The organism is Chimaeribacter coloradensis (assembly GCF_002858715.1).
Taxonomy (GTDB): domain Bacteria; phylum Pseudomonadota; class Gammaproteobacteria; order Enterobacterales; family Enterobacteriaceae; genus Chimaeribacter; species Chimaeribacter coloradensis.
Genome location: NZ_PJZH01000005.1, coordinates 92,039 through 109,381, shown reverse-complemented (window position 1 = coordinate 109,381; position 17,343 = coordinate 92,039). Strand labels below are relative to the sequence as shown.

Sequence of the window (17,343 nt, the reverse complement as noted above, 5' to 3'; positions counted from 1 at the left end):
GTTTTGTTTTCCTGATCCCCTGTCTTCTCTGTGAGCCACTGACATGACTAACCCGACCCAACTCTCCTTGCTGCAGGATGAGATCCGCCGTCGCTACGACACGCTGAGCAAGCGCCTGAAGCAGGTGGCCCGCTATATTCTTGATAACAGTAACAGCATCGCCTTTGATACCGTGGCCTCGATTGCCGCCCAGGCCAGCGTGCCGCCCTCGACCTTGATCCGTTTCGCCAACGCTTTTGGTTTCAGCGGGTTCAATGAAATGAAACAGGTTTTCCGCCAGCACCTGATGGAAGAGACGGTGAGCTACACCGAGCGCGCGCGCCTGTTCCGCCAGACCTCGACGGAAGAGAACGCCGTGCCGGAGAAACCGGCGGAGATCCTGAATGTGTTCACGATGGTGAATGCGCAGGCGTTGCAACAGCTGGCGATGCAGATCAGCCCTGACCAGCTGGAAAAAGCGGTGGATCTGCTTAACAACGCCGACACCATCTATGTGATTGGCCTGCGCCGCTCCTTCAGCGTCGCCTCTTACCTCACCTATGCCTTGCGCCACCTGGAGCGCCGCGCCTTCCTGATCGACGGGCTGGGCGGCATGTTTACCGAGCAGCTCAGCATGGTGAAGCCGAAAGATGTGGTGATCGCCATCAGCTACTCGCCGTATGCGCAGGAAGCGGTGGATCTGGTGCAGCTCGGCGCGAAACAGGGTGCCCAGCAGATCGCGATCACTGACAGCCAGGTCAGCCCGCTGGCCGCCTTCAGCGACGTCTGTTTTGTGGTACGCGAAGCGCAGGTAGACGGCTTCCGTTCACAGGTCGCCTCGATGTGCCTCGCCCAGACCCTCGCCGTCTCCCTCGCCCTGACCAACGCCCATGACGGCACCATCAGCGCCCTCAACGCCCAGCCCAGCCGGTAACCGCGCCGGGCAACCAATAAAAAACGGCCACCCTGGGGTGGCCGTTGTTGCGACAATCTATTTTATTCTTTTCTTCAGCCACGCATTCATAACAAATAGGATGGCATAGGGTAAGAGGCTCGAAAGAGCCATTAATATGACCCTGAGCGGATTGCTTCCGAACCACAAATAAAACAGAGCGCCCATAACAGCCGCAACAATCATCACGCCCCATCGCAGAGGTGAAAATATTACTGCAAAAAATGAGGGGAGGATAAAGAACACTGAGTAGATAAAGACGAAACCAAGTCCTACCCCTCGGCTGCGTGGCGTATAATAAGTCATATAGATGTCATATCCTATATCATGAATCCATACCATCAAGAAAAAGCAAAACATGACAATAGTTATCTTAATAAAGAAAAGGTAATCCCTGTTTATTTTAATCCTCACAGCACCCCCAAACAATAATCTCTTCGGTGAATCATTGATCTTTTAATTTCCTATTAATAAAATACCCAGCAAACCCTAAAAACAAATAAGAAGAACATGAACATATCATCATCAGCATGATCCGAAGAGCATAGTCAGAGAATCCTGTTATATATAAGTAGAAAAGAACAACTCCCCCCTGCCCATGAATAATGACTTTTGATAAAAGGAAAAATAATATACACTGCATCGTATATTACAAAACGCAGAGACAACCCCCGCGTTGTAGGTGTGTAAAATTCCATATAAAAATCATGACCTATGATATGTAATGCGACATAAATCACCATAACTAGTACAGACAGCATGATATTAACCAGCAAATTAGTTAATTTACGGTTCATAACTCACCCTTCTTAAAAGACATTCTTCTCTCCAACCATCCATTCATGCAAAAAATAATGGCGTAGGGTAAGAGGCTTGACAGGAAAACCAATAGCGTCCGTAAAGGGTAATAATCGACAAACTAATACAACAAAAGAAACAGAACGCCTATCATAACCGTTATGCCCCATTTTCTTTTTAAGAACGCCACCAGGAAAAAGGATGGCAAGATAAACCAATTCATATAATAGACAACATAGCCAATACTATAACCCCGGCTATGTGTACGAAAGTACTGGGTATAGAGATAATGACCAGTATCATGAATGCACACCATCAGGAAAAAGCAGACCATGACGATTATTATTCTAATAAAAAAGAGATAATCCCTTTTTATGCTGATTTTCATATCTACCTCAGCGTGAATTTAATTATTTATTTTATAGAAAAAATAATTCAAAAATATAAGAAAAGAACATTGCACAGCCGCACATAACGCGATCAGCGGTTCACTTGAGTAACTATGATTCTGCCATTGGCTTAAACTCCCTGCTGCCATTAAAAAGATTATCATCCCTGCCATACGTATAGATATAAATACACTTATAACCGACACCGGTAGAACCATAAAGAAATAATAAGGGAAAATATCTATAAGGTGTAATTCCTGTGATCTGCGTAAAGGGAAATATTCTGCATAGGTTGCATAGCCTATGACATAGAGATAAAACCCGGCAGCGCACAATAAAATCGCCAGCGCTATTCTTATACAAACAAGCAGACTAGCGCTTTTTATTCCAAATCGCATAGTTATCAAAATCCTGTTGTGAAATGGCCTGGCCAAGCAGTGATGCATTTATCGGTTGTATATTTTCCACTACGTTAACGCTGGGGTAGTTATCACGGTGAGGTGATATCTCATAAGTGAATTTTTTCGCGGCATAAAGCGCGCCTCTTAATACAAAGAAGTTGTCATATTTATTTGAATAGTCTTTATTTTTCATGAAAGCGTCTTTAGCAATGCCTGTGCCCCAAGCTATCCCAGTATTTATAGTTTCCGGAATATTTTTATGTAATCTATAAGTATCTACTGCAAAAGGTATCTGCCCTATGGCGTCACACCAGTAAGGCATTCCTTCAATCATGGTTAAAAGGTATCCTGCTCCCCCTTCCGGATTCTTTTTCCAATCGCCAGGCATGTTTTTATGGTAACTAAGTGCAAACCTATCCACACAAGCAAACTTGTCTATATCTTCCCAGGTAAAATGCCGATAAGCCTCTTTCACGTCGTCAGACGTGTTTACATACAGGAGCTCCCGGTAGTTATCGGCCAGTGGTTCAAACCATTGATAGGCCAGTTTGTCATATAATTTTTGTGCGGTAATGACGCTGTACTCATCTTTTTCAGCGCCGCGCAAAATAAATAAGATGTCGCCATTATTCCGGGTGACGACGATAACTCTGGGAACCGTGACAACAATCACTTTATTTTCAGCAGCCGGAGCCGTGGTACCGCGGACGTATAATCCGGTTTGGTTTTCATGTGTTGCAAAGTTATAGTTCTCGCCATCAATAGTAACCGTGATTACTTTCATTATTCCGACACTCAAAAAATAATTTGATAAGCGAAAATTATAAATCCCTGCCTCTTTTATAAACAAGCCGGTTCAGTATGGTAAGCCTTCACAAAAAACGCGTTGATAAAAAAAATTCATTCAATAAATGGTAGGAATAGTAGTATTCACGATGAATTATTTATTATTCAAAAGGTTAAATGGTTTACCCAGCGAGCCTATTCTTGAAATTAATAGATTATTTTCTTGAAGGTGAAATTTTATTTCTTATTAATTAATATTTAATTTACTCTTAATTTTTCTGTGGGGCTTCAAAAGATAGAACATATTCACAGTATAAATATTTGCCTTATAAAATATAAATAACGTTTCTGCCTGCCATCAGGCAATAAAAACGGCCACCCTGGGGTGGCCGTTGTTGTCTGGTGCGCGATCACCCTTTCGGGTACTGATCGCTGTTGATCCAGGCGTGATCTTTTTCCCAGGTGAATTTCCATTTCCTGACCGGGCCGGCCATGACGTTGAGGTAGTAGCTGTCGTAACCGGCCAGGGTGGCGACCGGGTGGTAGCCGCGCGGCACTTTCACCACATCCCCGTTGTAGACGGCCATGCACTCATCCAGCGAGCGGTCATCGGTGTAGACGCGCTGCATACAGAACCCCTGCGCCGGGTCGAGCCGGTGGTAATAGGACTCTTCCAGGTAGGTCTCATCCGGCGAGTTTTTGTCATCGTGCTTGTGGCTCGGGTAGGAGCTGGTGTCCCCTTCGGCGGTGTAGACCTCTACCACCAGCAGGCTGTCGGCAGGCTCGCTGTCCGGCAGGATGTTATGCACCAGCCGTTTGTTGCGCCCCTTGCCGCGGCGCTCTACCCCGACCTCTTCCGGCGCAATCAGCCGCGCCGGCAGGGTGCCGGAGGAGGGCGAACGGCACACTGCCAGCTCCAGCGCGCTCTCCGCCAGAATGTTGACCGTCTCATGGTGCGGCACATAGACCGAATAGGGCGGCACCCGCTCAAACGGGCTCATGCGTTTGCCGATGTGCGGAAACTCCGCCTTGCTGGTCGAAACGGATGCCAGCCCGGCCACCAGTACCAGGCAAAGCTCGTTGCCGTCACTGTGCAGCGTCAGCGCCTGGCCCGCCTCCAGCTGGTAGACGTCAAACCCGACGTACTCCCAGCCGGCATTTTCCGGGGTGATGTGCTGGACGCGCCCTTGCGCGTCCGGTTTCTGGCATTTGGAAAGCAGTGAAGACATCGTTCCCTCCTGTACGTCTGTTAACTGTCGCCTGTTAACGCTTGTCCGTTAACTTAGCCCAGCGTCGGCATACTGTATTCGGAAACCGTTTGCTGGCCGGTCGGCCAGCGGGCGGTCACGGTTTTCATGCGGGTGTAGAAGCGCACGCCGTCGGTGCCGTGAACGTTCAGCGCACCGAACACCGAGCGTTTCCAGCCGCCGAAGCTGTGGAAGGCCATCGGCACCGGCACCGGCACATTCACGCCGACCATCCCCGCCTGCACACTGCTGACGAACTCACGCGCATAGCGGCCGTTGCTGGTGAAAATGGCGCTGCCGTTGCCGTATTCGTGGCCGTTCACGGTCTCAATGGCGGTCTGGTAGTCCGGCACCCGCACAATGCCCAGTACCGGCCCGAAGATCTCTTCGCGGTAGATCACCATCTCCGGCGTCACATGGTCAAACAGCGTCCCGCCGACGAAGTAGCCGTCCGGCGCGCCCGGCACTTTGTAGTTGCGGCCGTCGGCCACCAGCGTCGCGCCCTCTTCTACCCCTTTGTCGATGTAACCCACCACCTTTTTCTGGTGATCCGAGGAGACCAGCGGCCCCATCTCATTCTCTTCGCCACCCTGTTGCAGCCCCGGCCCGACCCGCAGCTGGGCAATCAGCGGTTTGAGTTTTTCCACCAGTTTGTCTGCGGTGCTGTCACCCACCACCACGGCGATCGGCAGGGCCATGCAGCGCTCGCCCGCCGAGCCGAACGCCCCGCCCATCAGCGCGTTGACGGTGGCGTCCAGGTCGGCATCCGGCATGATGATGGCGTGGTTTTTCGCCGCGCCGAATGCCTGCACACGCTTGCCGTGGGCGCTGGCGGTTTTATAGATGTACTCCGCGACGGTGGAGGAGCCGACAAAGCTCACCGCCTGCACGCGCGGGTCAGTATAGAGTTGTTCGGCGTGCTCATTGGCGCAGTGCACCACGTTGAACACGCCATCCGGCAGGCCCGCCTCTTTCAGCAGTTCCGCCATGCGCACCGAGGCAGACGGCACCAGCGCCGGGGGCTTCAGCACAAAGGTGTTACCGCAGGCCAGCGCGATCGGGAACATCCACATCGGCACCATGGCCGGGAAGTTAAAGGGCGTAATGCCCGCCACTACCCCCAGCGGCTGCTGCATGGAGAAGCTGTCCACGCCGCCGCCGACGTCCGGCGAGTATTCGCCTTTGATCAGGTGCGGGATGCCGCAGGCAAACTCCACCACTTCCATCCCACGGGTCAGCTCACCCAGCGCGTCGGAGTAGACCTTGCCGTGCTCGCTGACGATCAGTTCCGCCAGCTCATCACGGTGCTGCTCCAGCAACGCCTTGAAGTTGAACATGATGCGGGCGCGGCGCAGCGGCGTGGTGGCAGCCCAGGCCGGGAAGGCCTGGTGTGCCGTTTCAATGGCTGCCAGCACCTCTTCGCCGGTGCTCTGTGTGACGTTGCGATCGGCCTTGCCGGTGGCCGGGTTGTAGACCGGCAGCGTCTGGTTGCTGGCGCTGAGGCTGCTTTTGCCGCCAATAAAGTTACCCACGATGTTCATGTCTCACCCTCATGTTGTGATCGGTGTGGCCGGGCTGTGCCGGGCCTGCGGGGGCATAAACCGGAGCGCACTCTGCGCCGCCTGTTAAGCCGTTGTTGGCAAAAACTCTATTTCATTGAAAAAAAAGTTTCAAATATTTTGTTTTGGAATTTTTTATTTTAGCGGCACGCCTCGCAAAAATGTGAACGCTGTCATGAAAGCACCCTGCAGGGTGCGAGGCAGCTTCCAGACCACACTTCAGCATTCACAAAAAGTTAACCACACCGCGCCGCCAAGGGCAGCAGAATGCCCTTACCGTGACGGGGAATATCCTGGAAGGCAGCTCTCATGTTGTCTGGATGTTGCGTGAAACCGCAGTGAATTTTTTGAAGCGTGTCGAAAAATCAATATTTCATTATTTTAAAATAGTGGAATAAATGTTCTTTTAAGCGCAGGCGGTGTGGGTCCCCTCACGGCACGAATTACCCTGATGTTCCTCATAGCGCGCGAACCCTGGTCGTGTGCGCCAACGGAGTCTGTATGGTCATTCAACGAAAGCATAATACCGGCTATATCCTGCGCATCTGCGCCATTGCCGCTCTCGGCGGCATCCTGTTCGGCTATGACACCGCCGTGATCTCCGGCGCGATTGAATCCTTAAAGATCTACTTCCGGCTGACCCCGGCTGAAACCGGCTGGGCCGTATCAAATGTGGTGATTGGCTGCGTGGCGGGCGCGTTTTGTGCCGGTGGCGTGGCGGCACGCTGGGGGCGTAAAAAGGCGCTGATGCTGGCGGCGCTGCTGTTTACCATTTCGGCTATCGGGGCCTCGCTGGCGCACACCTTCACCTGGTTTGTGATTTTCCGCATTATCGGCGGTGTGGCGGTCGGGCTGGCGGCCACGGTGTCGCCGATGTATATGTCGGAAGTCTCGCCCAAGGATATGCGCGGGCGGGCGCTGAGTATGCAGCAGTTTGCCATCGTTTTCGGCCAGATCCTGATCTTCTATGTGAATTACAAAATTGCCGGGCTTGCCACCGAGCAGTGGCTGGTGGAGATGGGCTGGCGCTGGATGTTCGCCTCAGGCGTGCTGCCCTGCGTGCTGTTTTGTATCCTGGTACTGTTTATTCCTGAATCCCCGCGCTGGTGCGCAATGACCGGGCGTGACGAGCAGGCGCTGGCATTGCTCTCCCGGCTCTCCAACCCGGCCCATGCGGCGCACGTGCTGGCGGAGATTAAGGAATCCCTGCAAAAGGATGCCCGGCAGCACAGCGCCCGGCTGAGCCTGCGTGACAGCAAGGTGCGCTTCATTTTGTTTGTCGGCGCGATGATCGCCGTGTTGCAACAGGTCACCGGCGTGAACGTGATGATGTACTACGCGCCGGTGGTGCTGAAAGAGGTGACCGGCAACGCCGAGGCAGCGATGTTCCAGACGATCTGGATCGGCGTGGTGCAGCTGGCCGGCTCGGTGATCGGCGCGTCGCTGATGGATCGCGTGGGCCGCATCCCGCTGATGCGCGCCGGCACCGCCGGGGCGATTATCGGGCTGCTGATCACCTCGTTCGCCCTCTACAGCCAGGACAGCGGCTACCTGGCGCTGGGCGGGATGCTCTTCTTTATGACCTTCTACGCCCTCTCCTGGGGGGTCGGCACCTGGGTGCTGATCTCAGAGATCTTCCCCAACCGGATGCGCGCGCAGGGCATGAGCCTGGCGGTGGGCGCGATGTGGATCGTCAATTTTGTGGTGTCGCAATCCTTCCCGATGATTAACGACCACCCTTACCTCTTCTCCCATTTCCACGGCGCATTCCCGATGTGGGTCTTCGCGGCGCTCTGCGTATTCAGTTTCTGGTTTATCTCCCGTTATGTACCGGAAACCAAAGGTGTCTCTCTGGAAAAAATGGACGATGTGATCCTGGCGAAGCGTGACCGGCGGCCGCTGGCGGCCCCCCACGCAGCGCAGGACACCTCCAACTCAACCTCGTCATAACGCTACGGTATATGGAGTCACAACATGGCTATCGCGCAACACCGTTTTTGCATCAACCGTAAAATTGCCCCAAACCTCTCCCTGGACGCGTTTTTCCGGGTGGTCAAAAAATGCGGCCTGAATAAGGTGGAGCTACGCAACGATATGCCCAGCGGCAAGGTCACGGACGGCCTGAGCAGCCAGGAGGTCCGGGCGCTGGCGCAGCAGTATGGGATGGAAATCATCACCATCAACGCTCTGGGCCGCTTTAACCTGGGGGCGGAGCGCGACCAGGTATGGGCCAACGCGGAGGCGATGTTGCGTGAGGCGCAGGCGATCGGGAGCAAGGGGCTGATCCTCTGCCCCCATTGCAGCGCGGACGACACGCGCAGTGCAGACCAGAAACAGCAGGAGACGTTACAGGCGTTGCAGATGCTGGCCCCGCTATTCGCCCAGTATGGCGTCACCGGGCTGGTGGAGCCGCTCGGCTTCGGCATCAGTTCGCTGCGCTCCTCCCTGCTGACCCAGTCGCTGATCCGTGATTCGGCGGCCCCGTACAAACTGGTGGTGGACACCTTCCACCACCATCTGGATGAGGTGGATCAGGCGCAGTTTGACCAGCAGATGGCGATGGAGAGCATCGGGCTGGTGCACCTCTCCGGCGTGGAAGACCCGCGCGACAAATCCCTGCTCACTGACGAAGAGCGCATCATGCTGAGCCAGGGCGACCTGCTGAAAAGCAAACAGCAGGTGGATAACCTGGAACGGCTGGGGTATCAGGGGATCTATTCGTTTGAGCCGTTCTCCTCGGTACTGGAGAGCTGGCAGGAGGCGGACATTGAACGCGAGATTAAGCAGAGCATGGCACTGATTCAGGGCTGACAGCAACGCCCGAAGTTTGGCTGACGCCGCTGAGCGGCTGAGGCCCGCTGCCCGGCCGCTGCCACGGCCGGGTATTTTTTTCTTGCCTCACCCGTCAGGCGAGGTGCTGTTTCAGCGCCTGCGCCGCCTGTGACAAGGCCGCTTTCACCGCCGGCACCTGGCTGAGCGGGTTCAGCAGCCCGAAGTCATGGATCAGGCCGTTGTAGCGCACCAGCGTGGTCTCTACCCCGGCTTCATTCAGTTTGCGGCCGTAGGCTTCCCCCTCATCGCGCAGCACATCAAATTCCGCTACCTGAATCAACGCTGGCGGCAGCCCGGCAAGCTGGTCAGGCGTGGCGCGCAGCGGCGACGCGTGCAGCTCGGCACGTTTGCTCTCATCGGTGGTGTAGTTGTCCCAGAACCACTTCATCATATTACGGCTGAGGAAAAAGCCGTCGGGGTAAGCCTGGTAGGAGCCCGTTTCAAACGCCGCATCCGTGACCGGCCAGAACAAAAGCTGAAAACGCAGGCGCGGCGCGCCCTGCTCTTTGGCCATCATCGCCACCACCGCCGCCATGTTGCCGCCGACGCTGTTGCCCACCACTGCCAGCCGCCCGCCGTCGAGGTTCAGCTCTGCGGCGTGGTCAGCCACCCAGCAGGTAGCCGCATAGGCCTGGTGGATCGCCACCGGGTACTGCGCCTCCGGTGACGGGGTATAGTTGACGAACACCGCCGCTGCCCCGCTCTCCACCACCAGATCGCGCACCAGCCGCTGGTGGGTCGGGAAGTCACCCAGCACCCAGCCGCCGCCGTGGAAGAACATAAACACCGGCAGAAAACCGGCCGCGCCCTGCGGCCGCACAATGGTCAGGCTGAGATCGTGCCCGCCGCTGTTCACGGTGCGCTCAGCGATCTCCACGCCGGAGAGGTCAACCTCCACCGAGTTCTGCGCATCTGTCAGCACCTGCCGCGCCGCCTGCGGCGAGAGTTGCTCCATCGGCGGCCCTCCGGCGGCGTTAAGCTGGTTGAGAAACTGCTCGATATGGCGGTCGGTCGGGGCCTGTTCCGGGGTGATTGGGTTGGTCATGCGGTTCTCCTGGAAAAGTGAAACGGATAAACATCAGTGCATTGTGTGTAAACCCGCGGCCTGTCGGTGGCGCGCCGGTTACTGTTCGATGACGATCTTGCCCATGTGCTGACCGGAGTGTTCATAGTTGAACGCCTCTGCCAGTTCCTCGAGGGCGAAGGATTTGTCGATCAGCGGCGTGACGGCGTTGGCCTCCAACGCGCGGATCATCTCCCGCTGGTGGCGGCGGCTGCCGACGGTGATGCCGCGCAGTGCGGCCTGTTTCGCCATCAGCTGAGCGGTCGGCACCTCGCCCGCCAGCCCGGTAAAGACGCCGATCAGCGCAATATGGCCGCCGATAGCCACCGCATCAATCGAGTTGCCCAGCGTGCCCGGCCCGCCGATCTCAATCACATGGTCAACGCCGCGGCCGCCGGTGAGTTCCCAGATCTGTTTGCCCCAGTCCTGATGCTGCCGGTAATTCACCCCGGCGTGGACGCCGAGTGCCTGCAAACGTTCGAGCTTTTCATCAGAAGAGGAGGTGGCGAAGACGCGCGCGCCCATCATTTTCGCCAGTTGCAGTGCGAACAGCGACACCCCGCCGGTGCCGAGGATCAACACGTCGTCCCCGGCTTTGAGGCCGCCGTTAACCACCAGGGCGCGCCAGGCCGTCAGCCCGGCGGTGGTGAGCGTGGCAGACTGCGCATGGCTCCAGCCCTGCGGCGCGTGGGTGAAGAAACTGGCCGGGCGCACCACCCAGGGAGTGGCGTAGCCGTCGATGCCGTCACCCGGCGTGCGGGCGAAGCCGGTCACCGGGCAGGGGCCATCCTCCCAGTCGGGGAAGAAGCAGGAGACGACGTGGTCACCCGCCTTAAAGGCCGTGACGCCCGCGCCGACGCTCTCTACCACGCCTGCGCCGTCTGACAGCAACAGCCGCCCCGCCTCGGAAGGCATGAAGCCGGCGGCCACGGCATAATCATGGAAGTTAAGGGAGTTGGCATGGATGCGTACCCGCACCTCACCCGGCCCCGGTTCGCCCGGCTCCGCGACCTGCCCAATCACAATGTTTTCAATGGCGGGCGTTTGCCCGCGTGTTGCTGCTTTCATCGGATACCACGCTGATTCAAAAGGTGAATGGCGGGCATAACGCCCCTGAGACAGGGGTGCCTGTGCGGCACCGCCTGTTTCAAGGGTAGTTCAGCAGGCTTATCCGGGGGATAAAAAAGGCACCGCAGCGGGTGCCTCTCTGGGCGGGGGAAGGGTCAGACCCTGAGTTCCATGCGTTTGATCTCGCCGACCACAAACAGGTAGCAGACCATCGCCATCAGCGCGGAGCAGCCGACGAAGATCAGCGCAGCGTTGAACGAGTGCAGCTCGCTGACCAGGTAGCCAATCACCAGCGGGGTGACGATGGAGGCGACGTTGCCGAAGACGTTAAACAGGCCGCCGCACAGCCCGACAATCTCTTTCGGCGCGGTGTCCGCAATCACCGGCCAGCCCAGTGCGCCGAAGCCCTTGCCGAAGAAGGCCAGCGCCATCAGTGCCACCACCAGCGCGGTGCTGTTGGTGTAATTGCACAAGATGATGGTGGAGGCGAGCAGCATCCCCAGCACAATCGGCAGTTTCCGCGCCAGCGTCAGGGATTTGCCGCGCTTGATCAGGGCGTCTGAGAACAGGCCGCCCGCCACGCCGCCGATAAAGCCGCACAGCGCCGGGATCGAGGCGACCAGCCCCACTTTCAGGATCGACATGCCTTTGTCCTGCACCAGGTAGATCGGGAACCAGGTCAGGAAGAACCAGGTGATAGTGTTGATAAAGTACTGGCCGAAGAAGATGCCGAGCATCATCCGGTTCGCCAGCAGCTGTTTGAGGTAACCGAGTTTCGGCCCGCCGCCCGCTTTTTTCGCCTGCGGGTGATCCATGTCCACCACCGCGCCGCCCTGCGCCACATAATCCAGCTCCTGTTTGGACATTCGCGGGTGATCGGTGGGGTTATGGATATATTTCACCCAGACCGCCGTCAGCACAAAACCGATGGCCCCCATCACGGTGAACACATGCTGCCAGCCCCAGGCGTAGGTTAAATAGCCGAGCAGCGGGGAGAAGATCGCCAGGGAGAAGTATTGCGCCGAGTTAAAGATGGCCGAGGCGGTGCCGCGCTCTTTGGTCGGGAACCAGGCCGCGACGATGCGCGCATTGGCCGGGAACGAGGGCGCTTCGGAGAAGCCGAGCATAAAGCGCATGGCAAACATCGATGCCGCCGCCCACGCCAGCGGCGCGAGGTGCACAAAACCTTGCAGGAAGGTAAACAGCGACCAGAAAAAGAGGCTGTAGGTGTAGACCTTCTTGGAGCCGAAGCGGTCAAGCAGCCAGCCGCCAGGGATCTGCATCAACAAATAGGCCCAGCCGAAGGCGGAGAAGATATAGCCCATCGCCATCGGGCTGAGGTTCAGCTCTTTGCCCACCGCGCTGCCGGCAATGGAGAGGGTGGCGCGGTCGGCATAATTGACGGCGGTAACAATAAAAATAATCAGTAAGATCAGATAGCGGGTGCGGTGCCCTTTCGCTGCCGCTTCAACGGTCGTGACGCTCATCTCTTGATCCTCAGGGTGATTGATTTTCTGCTTTTTATTTCGCGCAGCAGTCGCCCGCCGCGGGAAATAATGGGGGGAATAAACATTCAGAAAAGAAATAAAATCTTAAAGGACATTCACCTGAATACCATTGTGCAGATGTACCAATTCACAGCGTGAATAAAGCCGATAAATATCAGAGTGCCTAAGACAATGCGCGGTAGATCGCACATTGTTCTTTATTTAAGGCAGCGGGCGTAAATAGGGGGGGAACGCAGGGGAAATGGGGAACGGCGTGGGCGTCAGCTCTTTTCAATCTCGCGGGCGGCGCGCTCCAGGCTGGCAATAATGGTGTGCAGCGTTTCGGGTGAAACATCCTCCCTGGCGAGCCGCCGGTTCAGCGCGACACGGAATTCATGGATCGCGCGCTCAATTTCCGGGATGGCGCGGTTGTTTGCCAGCACCGCCAGCCCGTGCAGCCGGGCATCGGCGCGCACCAGTGTCTCACGCTGTTCATGCAGAAAGCCCCTGCCCGCGTCGGCGAGCCGGTACGCTTTTTTACCGCCGCTGTTTTCCGCCGCGTCGATATAGCCCATCTCCTCCATCAGGGTAAGGTTGGGATAAATAATGCCGGGGCTGGGCGCATATTCCCCGCCGGAGCGATCTTCAATCGCCTTAATTAATTCATACCCATGCGCGGGCCGGGTTTCCAGCACCGAGAGCATCAGCAGGCGAATATCATTGGCATCGAACAGTTTCTCGCGACGCTGCTTTTTACTGACGCCCCCGCGCCCTTTTTCACCATGAGAAAAAATAAGCGGGACGTCGGCGTTATTGATTGGGGTTTTCATCGGCAGCGGCACAGGCAGGAGATCGGGGGGAAAAGCATATCGGGGCGGCCCCCGGATTACAAGGCACAGGCCGCCGGGGAAAACGGGGCGGCCAATGCCGCCCCCGGGAACTATTTCTGGTGCCAGTAGGCCACGGCGCGCAGCCGGTCGGCGTCGGCCCCTCTTTCGAGCAGCGCATCGCTGATCGTTTTTACCACGCTCCCTTCACCGGTGATCCAGATAAAGCTGTCTTCCGGCGGCAGGGGCAGCGCCGCCATCCGGGCAACGAGTTGCTCGGCATCAGCGGGCAGCCACTCACACTGCACATGACCGAGATCGGCCAGGTAGGCGCGGGTGTCCGGGCTGTGGTGGCTGACCAGCGCGGTCACGTTAAGCCCTTCATGCGGTGCCAGCGCCAGCAGGCGGCGGCGCAGCGCCGGTAAGCCGGATTCGTCACAGAGGTAGATCTGGTGCGGGTAGGTTTCCGGCACAATCAACGAGCCGCGCGGCCCGCCCATCGCCAGCGCATCCCCCGGCCCGGCGGCGACCGCCCAGTCACTGGCCAGCCCCTGGTCATGGATAAAGAAATCCACCGTCAGCTCATTGGCCGCGGCATCAAAATGCAGCGGCGTATAGTCACGCGCGGCCGGGCGCTTCTCCCCCCAGACGATGCCCTCCGGCGTCACCTGCGGCAGGTGCAGCTCACCCGTCTCCGGGTCCGGGAAAAAGAGTTTGATGTGGTCATCAAAGCCGCCGGAGGTGAACCCCCGTAGCGCGTCGCCCTGGAAAACAATGCGGCGGAAGCAGCCGGCGACGGTGTCAGCCTGTTTGACGCTGATCTGCCGGAAGACCAGTTCATTGCGGACGCGGGTGGGTAACGGGGTCAAACCTGGGGCAGTAGAGGCGTGCATCGCGGTTCCTTCTGGGTAGGTAGGGTCGCACCGGGCGGGCCGGCAGGTGGCTCAAAATATATCTTAGAACTTTTTTTTGCGCAATCAGGCGGCCGGATCTGTAAAGCCGCGCCCCTGCACTGCCGATACTCCATCATGCGACCTTTTTTAACATTTCTATCATACAGACGCGGAAAGATTATCATTCGTAACCCGCAAAGCTTGTAAATGGGCCGTCAGTAAACCCGTTTACCGAAATGTGCGGTGCGTTGTTACATTTCCCTCTGCATTTAGGAACCGGTTCCTGTTTCCTGATGTGATCAACATCACATTGATAGATAAGAAAAAGTTAAGTCAGCCCGATGTTATGGCTGACTGCTTTTTCGCCATCTTATTGAATTATATTTACATTTGCTCGCATTTTGTAATTCCATTAACATTTTCAGGGTAAGTGCGGCTATGTAAACTAACGAACTTTTAAAGATACCTATAAAAAATTAACAACCCTTTAATGTGAGATCCCTCCCGTTATGCTTCTTCAAAAAGAGACTTCCCGACGTAAGTTCCTGCTTGGGTCGCTGGCTGCATTGCCTTTAAGCGGCATGATCCTGAAAGGGCTGACTGCCGCAGAAGCCGCCGAACTGGCCGCGCCCGATCTGGCCACCTACAAGCCGATCTTCTTCAAGGCCGACGAGTGGCAATTTATCCTCGCCGCCACTGACCGCCTGATCCCGGCCGGCGGCAAAGGCAAGGCCCCAGGCGCGCTGGAAACCAACGTGCCGGTGTTTATTGACCAGCAACTGCATGGCGATTTCGGCGAAGAGATCTACATGCAGGGGCCGTTCAACACCAAAGCCCCGGCCACCATGGGTTACCAGCTGCCGTTCCGCCCGCAGCAGATCTATAAAACCGGCATCCGCCTGGTGAATGCCTGGAGCCAGAGCGTGCATCAGAAGCCGTTCCACCAGCTCTCCCAGCAAGAAAAAGATGACGCCCTGACACAAATGCAGAAAAACGGCATCGATTTCGCCGCACTGGGTGAAAACGACCTGAAGCCGTCGCACTTCTTCAACCAACTGCTGAGCGATACCAAACACGGCTACCTTTCCGACCCGATTTACGGCGGCAATAAAGGGATGAAAGCCTGGATCGCCATCGGTTTCCCGGGGGCGCGTGCCAGCTATCTGGAGTGGGTGAAGCAGCACAACATCCCTTACCCGCTGGGGCCGGTGAGCCTGCAGGGCGCGCGTGCCTGAACCGCGCGGTTGTAAGACGTTTTTAGCAATTTTGTGATTTTTACAGGGTAAATGATGGCACAGCTGAATAAAGAAGAAGTCGACGTCGTTGTGGTCGGCCTGGGCTGGGCCGGCTCGCTGATGAGTATCGAGCTGGCAATGGCAGGATTGAAAGTGCGGGCGCTGGAAAAAGGCGCAGACCGTACCTATGACGATTTCGCCTATCCGAAACCGGCAGATGAGTACGCCTACGGCGTGCGTAACAAAGTGATGACCACCCCGGCAGAGTCCGCGGTGACCGTGCGCTACAACATGCAGGAAACCGCCCTGCCAACCCGTAAATGGGGCGCGTTTGTGCCCGGCGGCGGCGTGGGCGGCTCCGGCCTGCACTGGACCGGCGTGCTGATCCGCCCGACCCCTATCGACCTGAAGCTGAAAACCTATGCGGATGAGGCCTACAAGCCCGGCATCCTTCAGGACGATATGCGCGTGATGGATTTCCCGTTCACCTGGGATGAGATCGAGCCGTACTACGACAAATTTGAGCGCATCTGCGGCCAGTCCGGTAACACCGGCAACCTGCGCGGCAAGATCCTGCCGGGCGGCGACCCGTTCGAAGGCCCGCGCTCCAACCCGATGCCGCTGCCGGCACTGGAAGACACGCTCAACAACGTGATGTTCGCTGACGTGGCGAAAAAGCTCGGCTACCACCCGTTCCCGAACCCGTCCGCCGCGGTCTCCCGCGCCTGGACCAACCCTTACGGCAACCAGATCGCGCCGTGTAACTACTGCGGCTACTGCAGTAAGTACCCGTGCCTGAACTACTCCAAAGCCTCGCCGCAGACGGCGGTGATGGACGCGCTGAAGCGCATGGACAACTTCTCCTACGAAGTGCACGCCAATGTGCTGAAAGTCGAGCTGCACGATGACAAGAAGACCGCCAAAGGCGTGACCTACATCGACGAGCACGGCAACGTCTGCTTCCAGCCGGCGAAAATCGTGGTGCTGAGCAGCTTCCAGCTCTACAACGTGCACCTGATGCTGCTTTCCGGCATCGGCAAGCCGTATAACCCGGTAACCGAAGAGGGTGTGGTCGGCCGTAACTACGCCTTCCTGAGCAACGGCGGCGCGACGCTGTTCTTCAAAGACAAAAACTTCAACCCGTTTGCCACCTCCGGCCCGACCGGGCAGATGTTCAACGACATCTCGCCGGGCAACTTCGACGGCCCGGGCCTCGGCTTTATCGGCGGCGCGAAAATCCACAGCTCCCAGGCAACCGGTACGCCGATCGGCACCGCGCTGCCCAAGGGTGTGCCGACCTGGGGCACCGGCTGGAAAGAGGGTCTGGAAGAGTGGTACGGCCATTCGATGAAGATCAGCATCACCACCACCTGTATGTCCTATCGCGATATCTACCTCGATCTCGATCCGAACTACACCAACGAACACGGCCAGCCGCTGCTGCGCATGACCTTCAACTGGAAGCAGAACGAACTGAAACTGCAGCAGTACCTGAAAGGGATTGTCGGCAACATCGCCAAAGAGCTGAACCCGGACAGCATGAGCATGAGCTTCCTGCCGATGGACGCCACCTTTGACCTGACCAAATACGTCTCGACCCACAACGTGGGCGGCGCAGTGATGGGTGACGACCCGCGCACCTCGGCGCTGAACCGCTACCTGCAGAGCTGGGACGTGCACAACGTGTTCGTGCCGGGCGGCAACGCCTTCCCGCAGAACTTCCAGGCGAACCCCACCGATACCATCGGTGCCATTACCCTGATGGCGGCGCAGGCGATCAAGGAACAGTATCTGAAAAACCCCGGTCCACTGGTGCAGGTGTAAGCG

General features: G+C 56.9%; 14 protein-coding genes. 6 read left to right on the top strand and 8 right to left on the bottom strand.

The window, feature by feature from the left end; translation table 11 throughout:
- Positions 1-43: 43 nt before the first annotated feature.
- Both CYR32_RS07910 and CYR32_RS21660 read left to right on the top strand, forming a co-directional pair.
- Positions 44-913 (top strand): MurR/RpiR family transcriptional regulator, encoded by an 870-nt coding sequence (locus tag CYR32_RS07910; RefSeq protein WP_101823846.1) that lies wholly within the window; start codon positions 44-46, stop codon positions 911-913.
- A gap of 1,117 nt (positions 914-2,030) precedes the next feature.
- Positions 2,031-2,204 carry a hypothetical protein gene (locus tag CYR32_RS21660; protein WP_165698200.1) on the top strand — a complete coding sequence of 58 codons (174 nt, stop codon included), beginning with the start codon at positions 2,031-2,033 and terminating at the stop codon, positions 2,202-2,204.
- A 286-nt stretch (positions 2,205-2,490) separates the two neighbouring features.
- Here the strand turns inward: CYR32_RS21660 and CYR32_RS07895 are convergent, their stop codons facing one another.
- The 3 genes from CYR32_RS07895 to CYR32_RS07885 form a co-directional block, all read right to left on the bottom strand.
- A complete protein-coding gene (locus CYR32_RS07895; RefSeq protein ID WP_101823843.1) occupies positions 2,491-3,369 on the bottom strand; it encodes a hypothetical protein in 879 nt (292 codons plus the stop codon).
- Positions 3,370-3,715: 346 nt separating this feature from the next.
- On the bottom strand, positions 3,716-4,534 hold the full coding sequence (gene iolB / locus CYR32_RS07890) for a 5-deoxy-glucuronate isomerase (protein WP_101823842.1): 819 nt from the start codon (positions 4,532-4,534) through the stop codon (positions 3,716-3,718).
- Between the two features lie 53 nt (positions 4,535-4,587).
- Positions 4,588-6,093 carry a CoA-acylating methylmalonate-semialdehyde dehydrogenase gene (locus CYR32_RS07885; RefSeq protein ID WP_101823841.1) on the bottom strand — a complete coding sequence of 502 codons (1,506 nt, stop codon included), beginning with the start codon at positions 6,091-6,093 and terminating at the stop codon, positions 4,588-4,590.
- A 519-nt stretch (positions 6,094-6,612) separates the two neighbouring features.
- Between CYR32_RS07885 and CYR32_RS07880 the strand changes: the two genes are divergently transcribed.
- Positions 6,613-8,061: a sugar porter family MFS transporter gene (locus CYR32_RS07880; RefSeq protein WP_101823840.1), complete on the top strand. Its 1,449-nt coding sequence runs from the start codon at positions 6,613-6,615 to the stop codon at positions 8,059-8,061.
- Positions 8,062-8,085: 24 nt separating this feature from the next.
- A complete protein-coding gene (locus CYR32_RS07875) occupies positions 8,086-8,922 on the top strand; it encodes a TIM barrel protein (RefSeq protein ID WP_101823839.1) in 837 nt (278 codons plus the stop codon).
- 94 nt (positions 8,923-9,016) lie between these two features.
- Here CYR32_RS07875 and CYR32_RS07870 read toward each other — a convergent pair whose 3' ends face one another.
- The 5 genes from CYR32_RS07870 to CYR32_RS07850 all read right to left on the bottom strand — a co-directional run bounded on the left by CYR32_RS07870 (position 9,017) and on the right by CYR32_RS07850 (position 14,281).
- Positions 9,017-9,988 carry an alpha/beta hydrolase gene (locus CYR32_RS07870; protein WP_101823838.1) on the bottom strand — a complete coding sequence of 324 codons (972 nt, stop codon included), beginning with the start codon at positions 9,986-9,988 and terminating at the stop codon, positions 9,017-9,019.
- Between the two features lie 78 nt (positions 9,989-10,066).
- Complete coding sequence (locus CYR32_RS07865) at positions 10,067-11,074, bottom strand: zinc-dependent alcohol dehydrogenase family protein (protein ID WP_101823837.1); 1,008 nt, start codon at positions 11,072-11,074, stop codon at positions 10,067-10,069.
- A gap of 155 nt (positions 11,075-11,229) precedes the next feature.
- A complete protein-coding gene (locus CYR32_RS07860) occupies positions 11,230-12,561 on the bottom strand; it encodes an MFS transporter (protein ID WP_101823836.1) in 1,332 nt (443 codons plus the stop codon).
- Between the two features lie 281 nt (positions 12,562-12,842).
- Positions 12,843-13,391: a PadR family transcriptional regulator gene (locus CYR32_RS07855; RefSeq protein WP_101823835.1), complete on the bottom strand. Its 549-nt coding sequence runs from the start codon at positions 13,389-13,391 to the stop codon at positions 12,843-12,845.
- A 110-nt stretch (positions 13,392-13,501) separates the two neighbouring features.
- On the bottom strand, positions 13,502-14,281 hold the full coding sequence (locus tag CYR32_RS07850; RefSeq protein WP_101823834.1) for a siderophore-interacting protein: 780 nt from the start codon (positions 14,279-14,281) through the stop codon (positions 13,502-13,504).
- 509 nt (positions 14,282-14,790) lie between these two features.
- Between CYR32_RS07850 and CYR32_RS07845 the strand changes: the two genes are divergently transcribed.
- Together CYR32_RS07845 and CYR32_RS07840 are read left to right on the top strand one after the other, a co-directional pair.
- Entirely contained in the window at positions 14,791-15,516 is a 726-nt protein-coding gene (locus tag CYR32_RS07845) for a gluconate 2-dehydrogenase subunit 3 family protein (RefSeq protein ID WP_101823833.1), read from the top strand.
- Between the two features lie 54 nt (positions 15,517-15,570).
- Positions 15,571-17,340 carry a GMC family oxidoreductase gene (locus tag CYR32_RS07840; protein WP_101823832.1) on the top strand — a complete coding sequence of 590 codons (1,770 nt, stop codon included), beginning with the start codon at positions 15,571-15,573 and terminating at the stop codon, positions 17,338-17,340.
- The last annotated feature ends 3 nt before the right edge of the window (positions 17,341-17,343 follow it).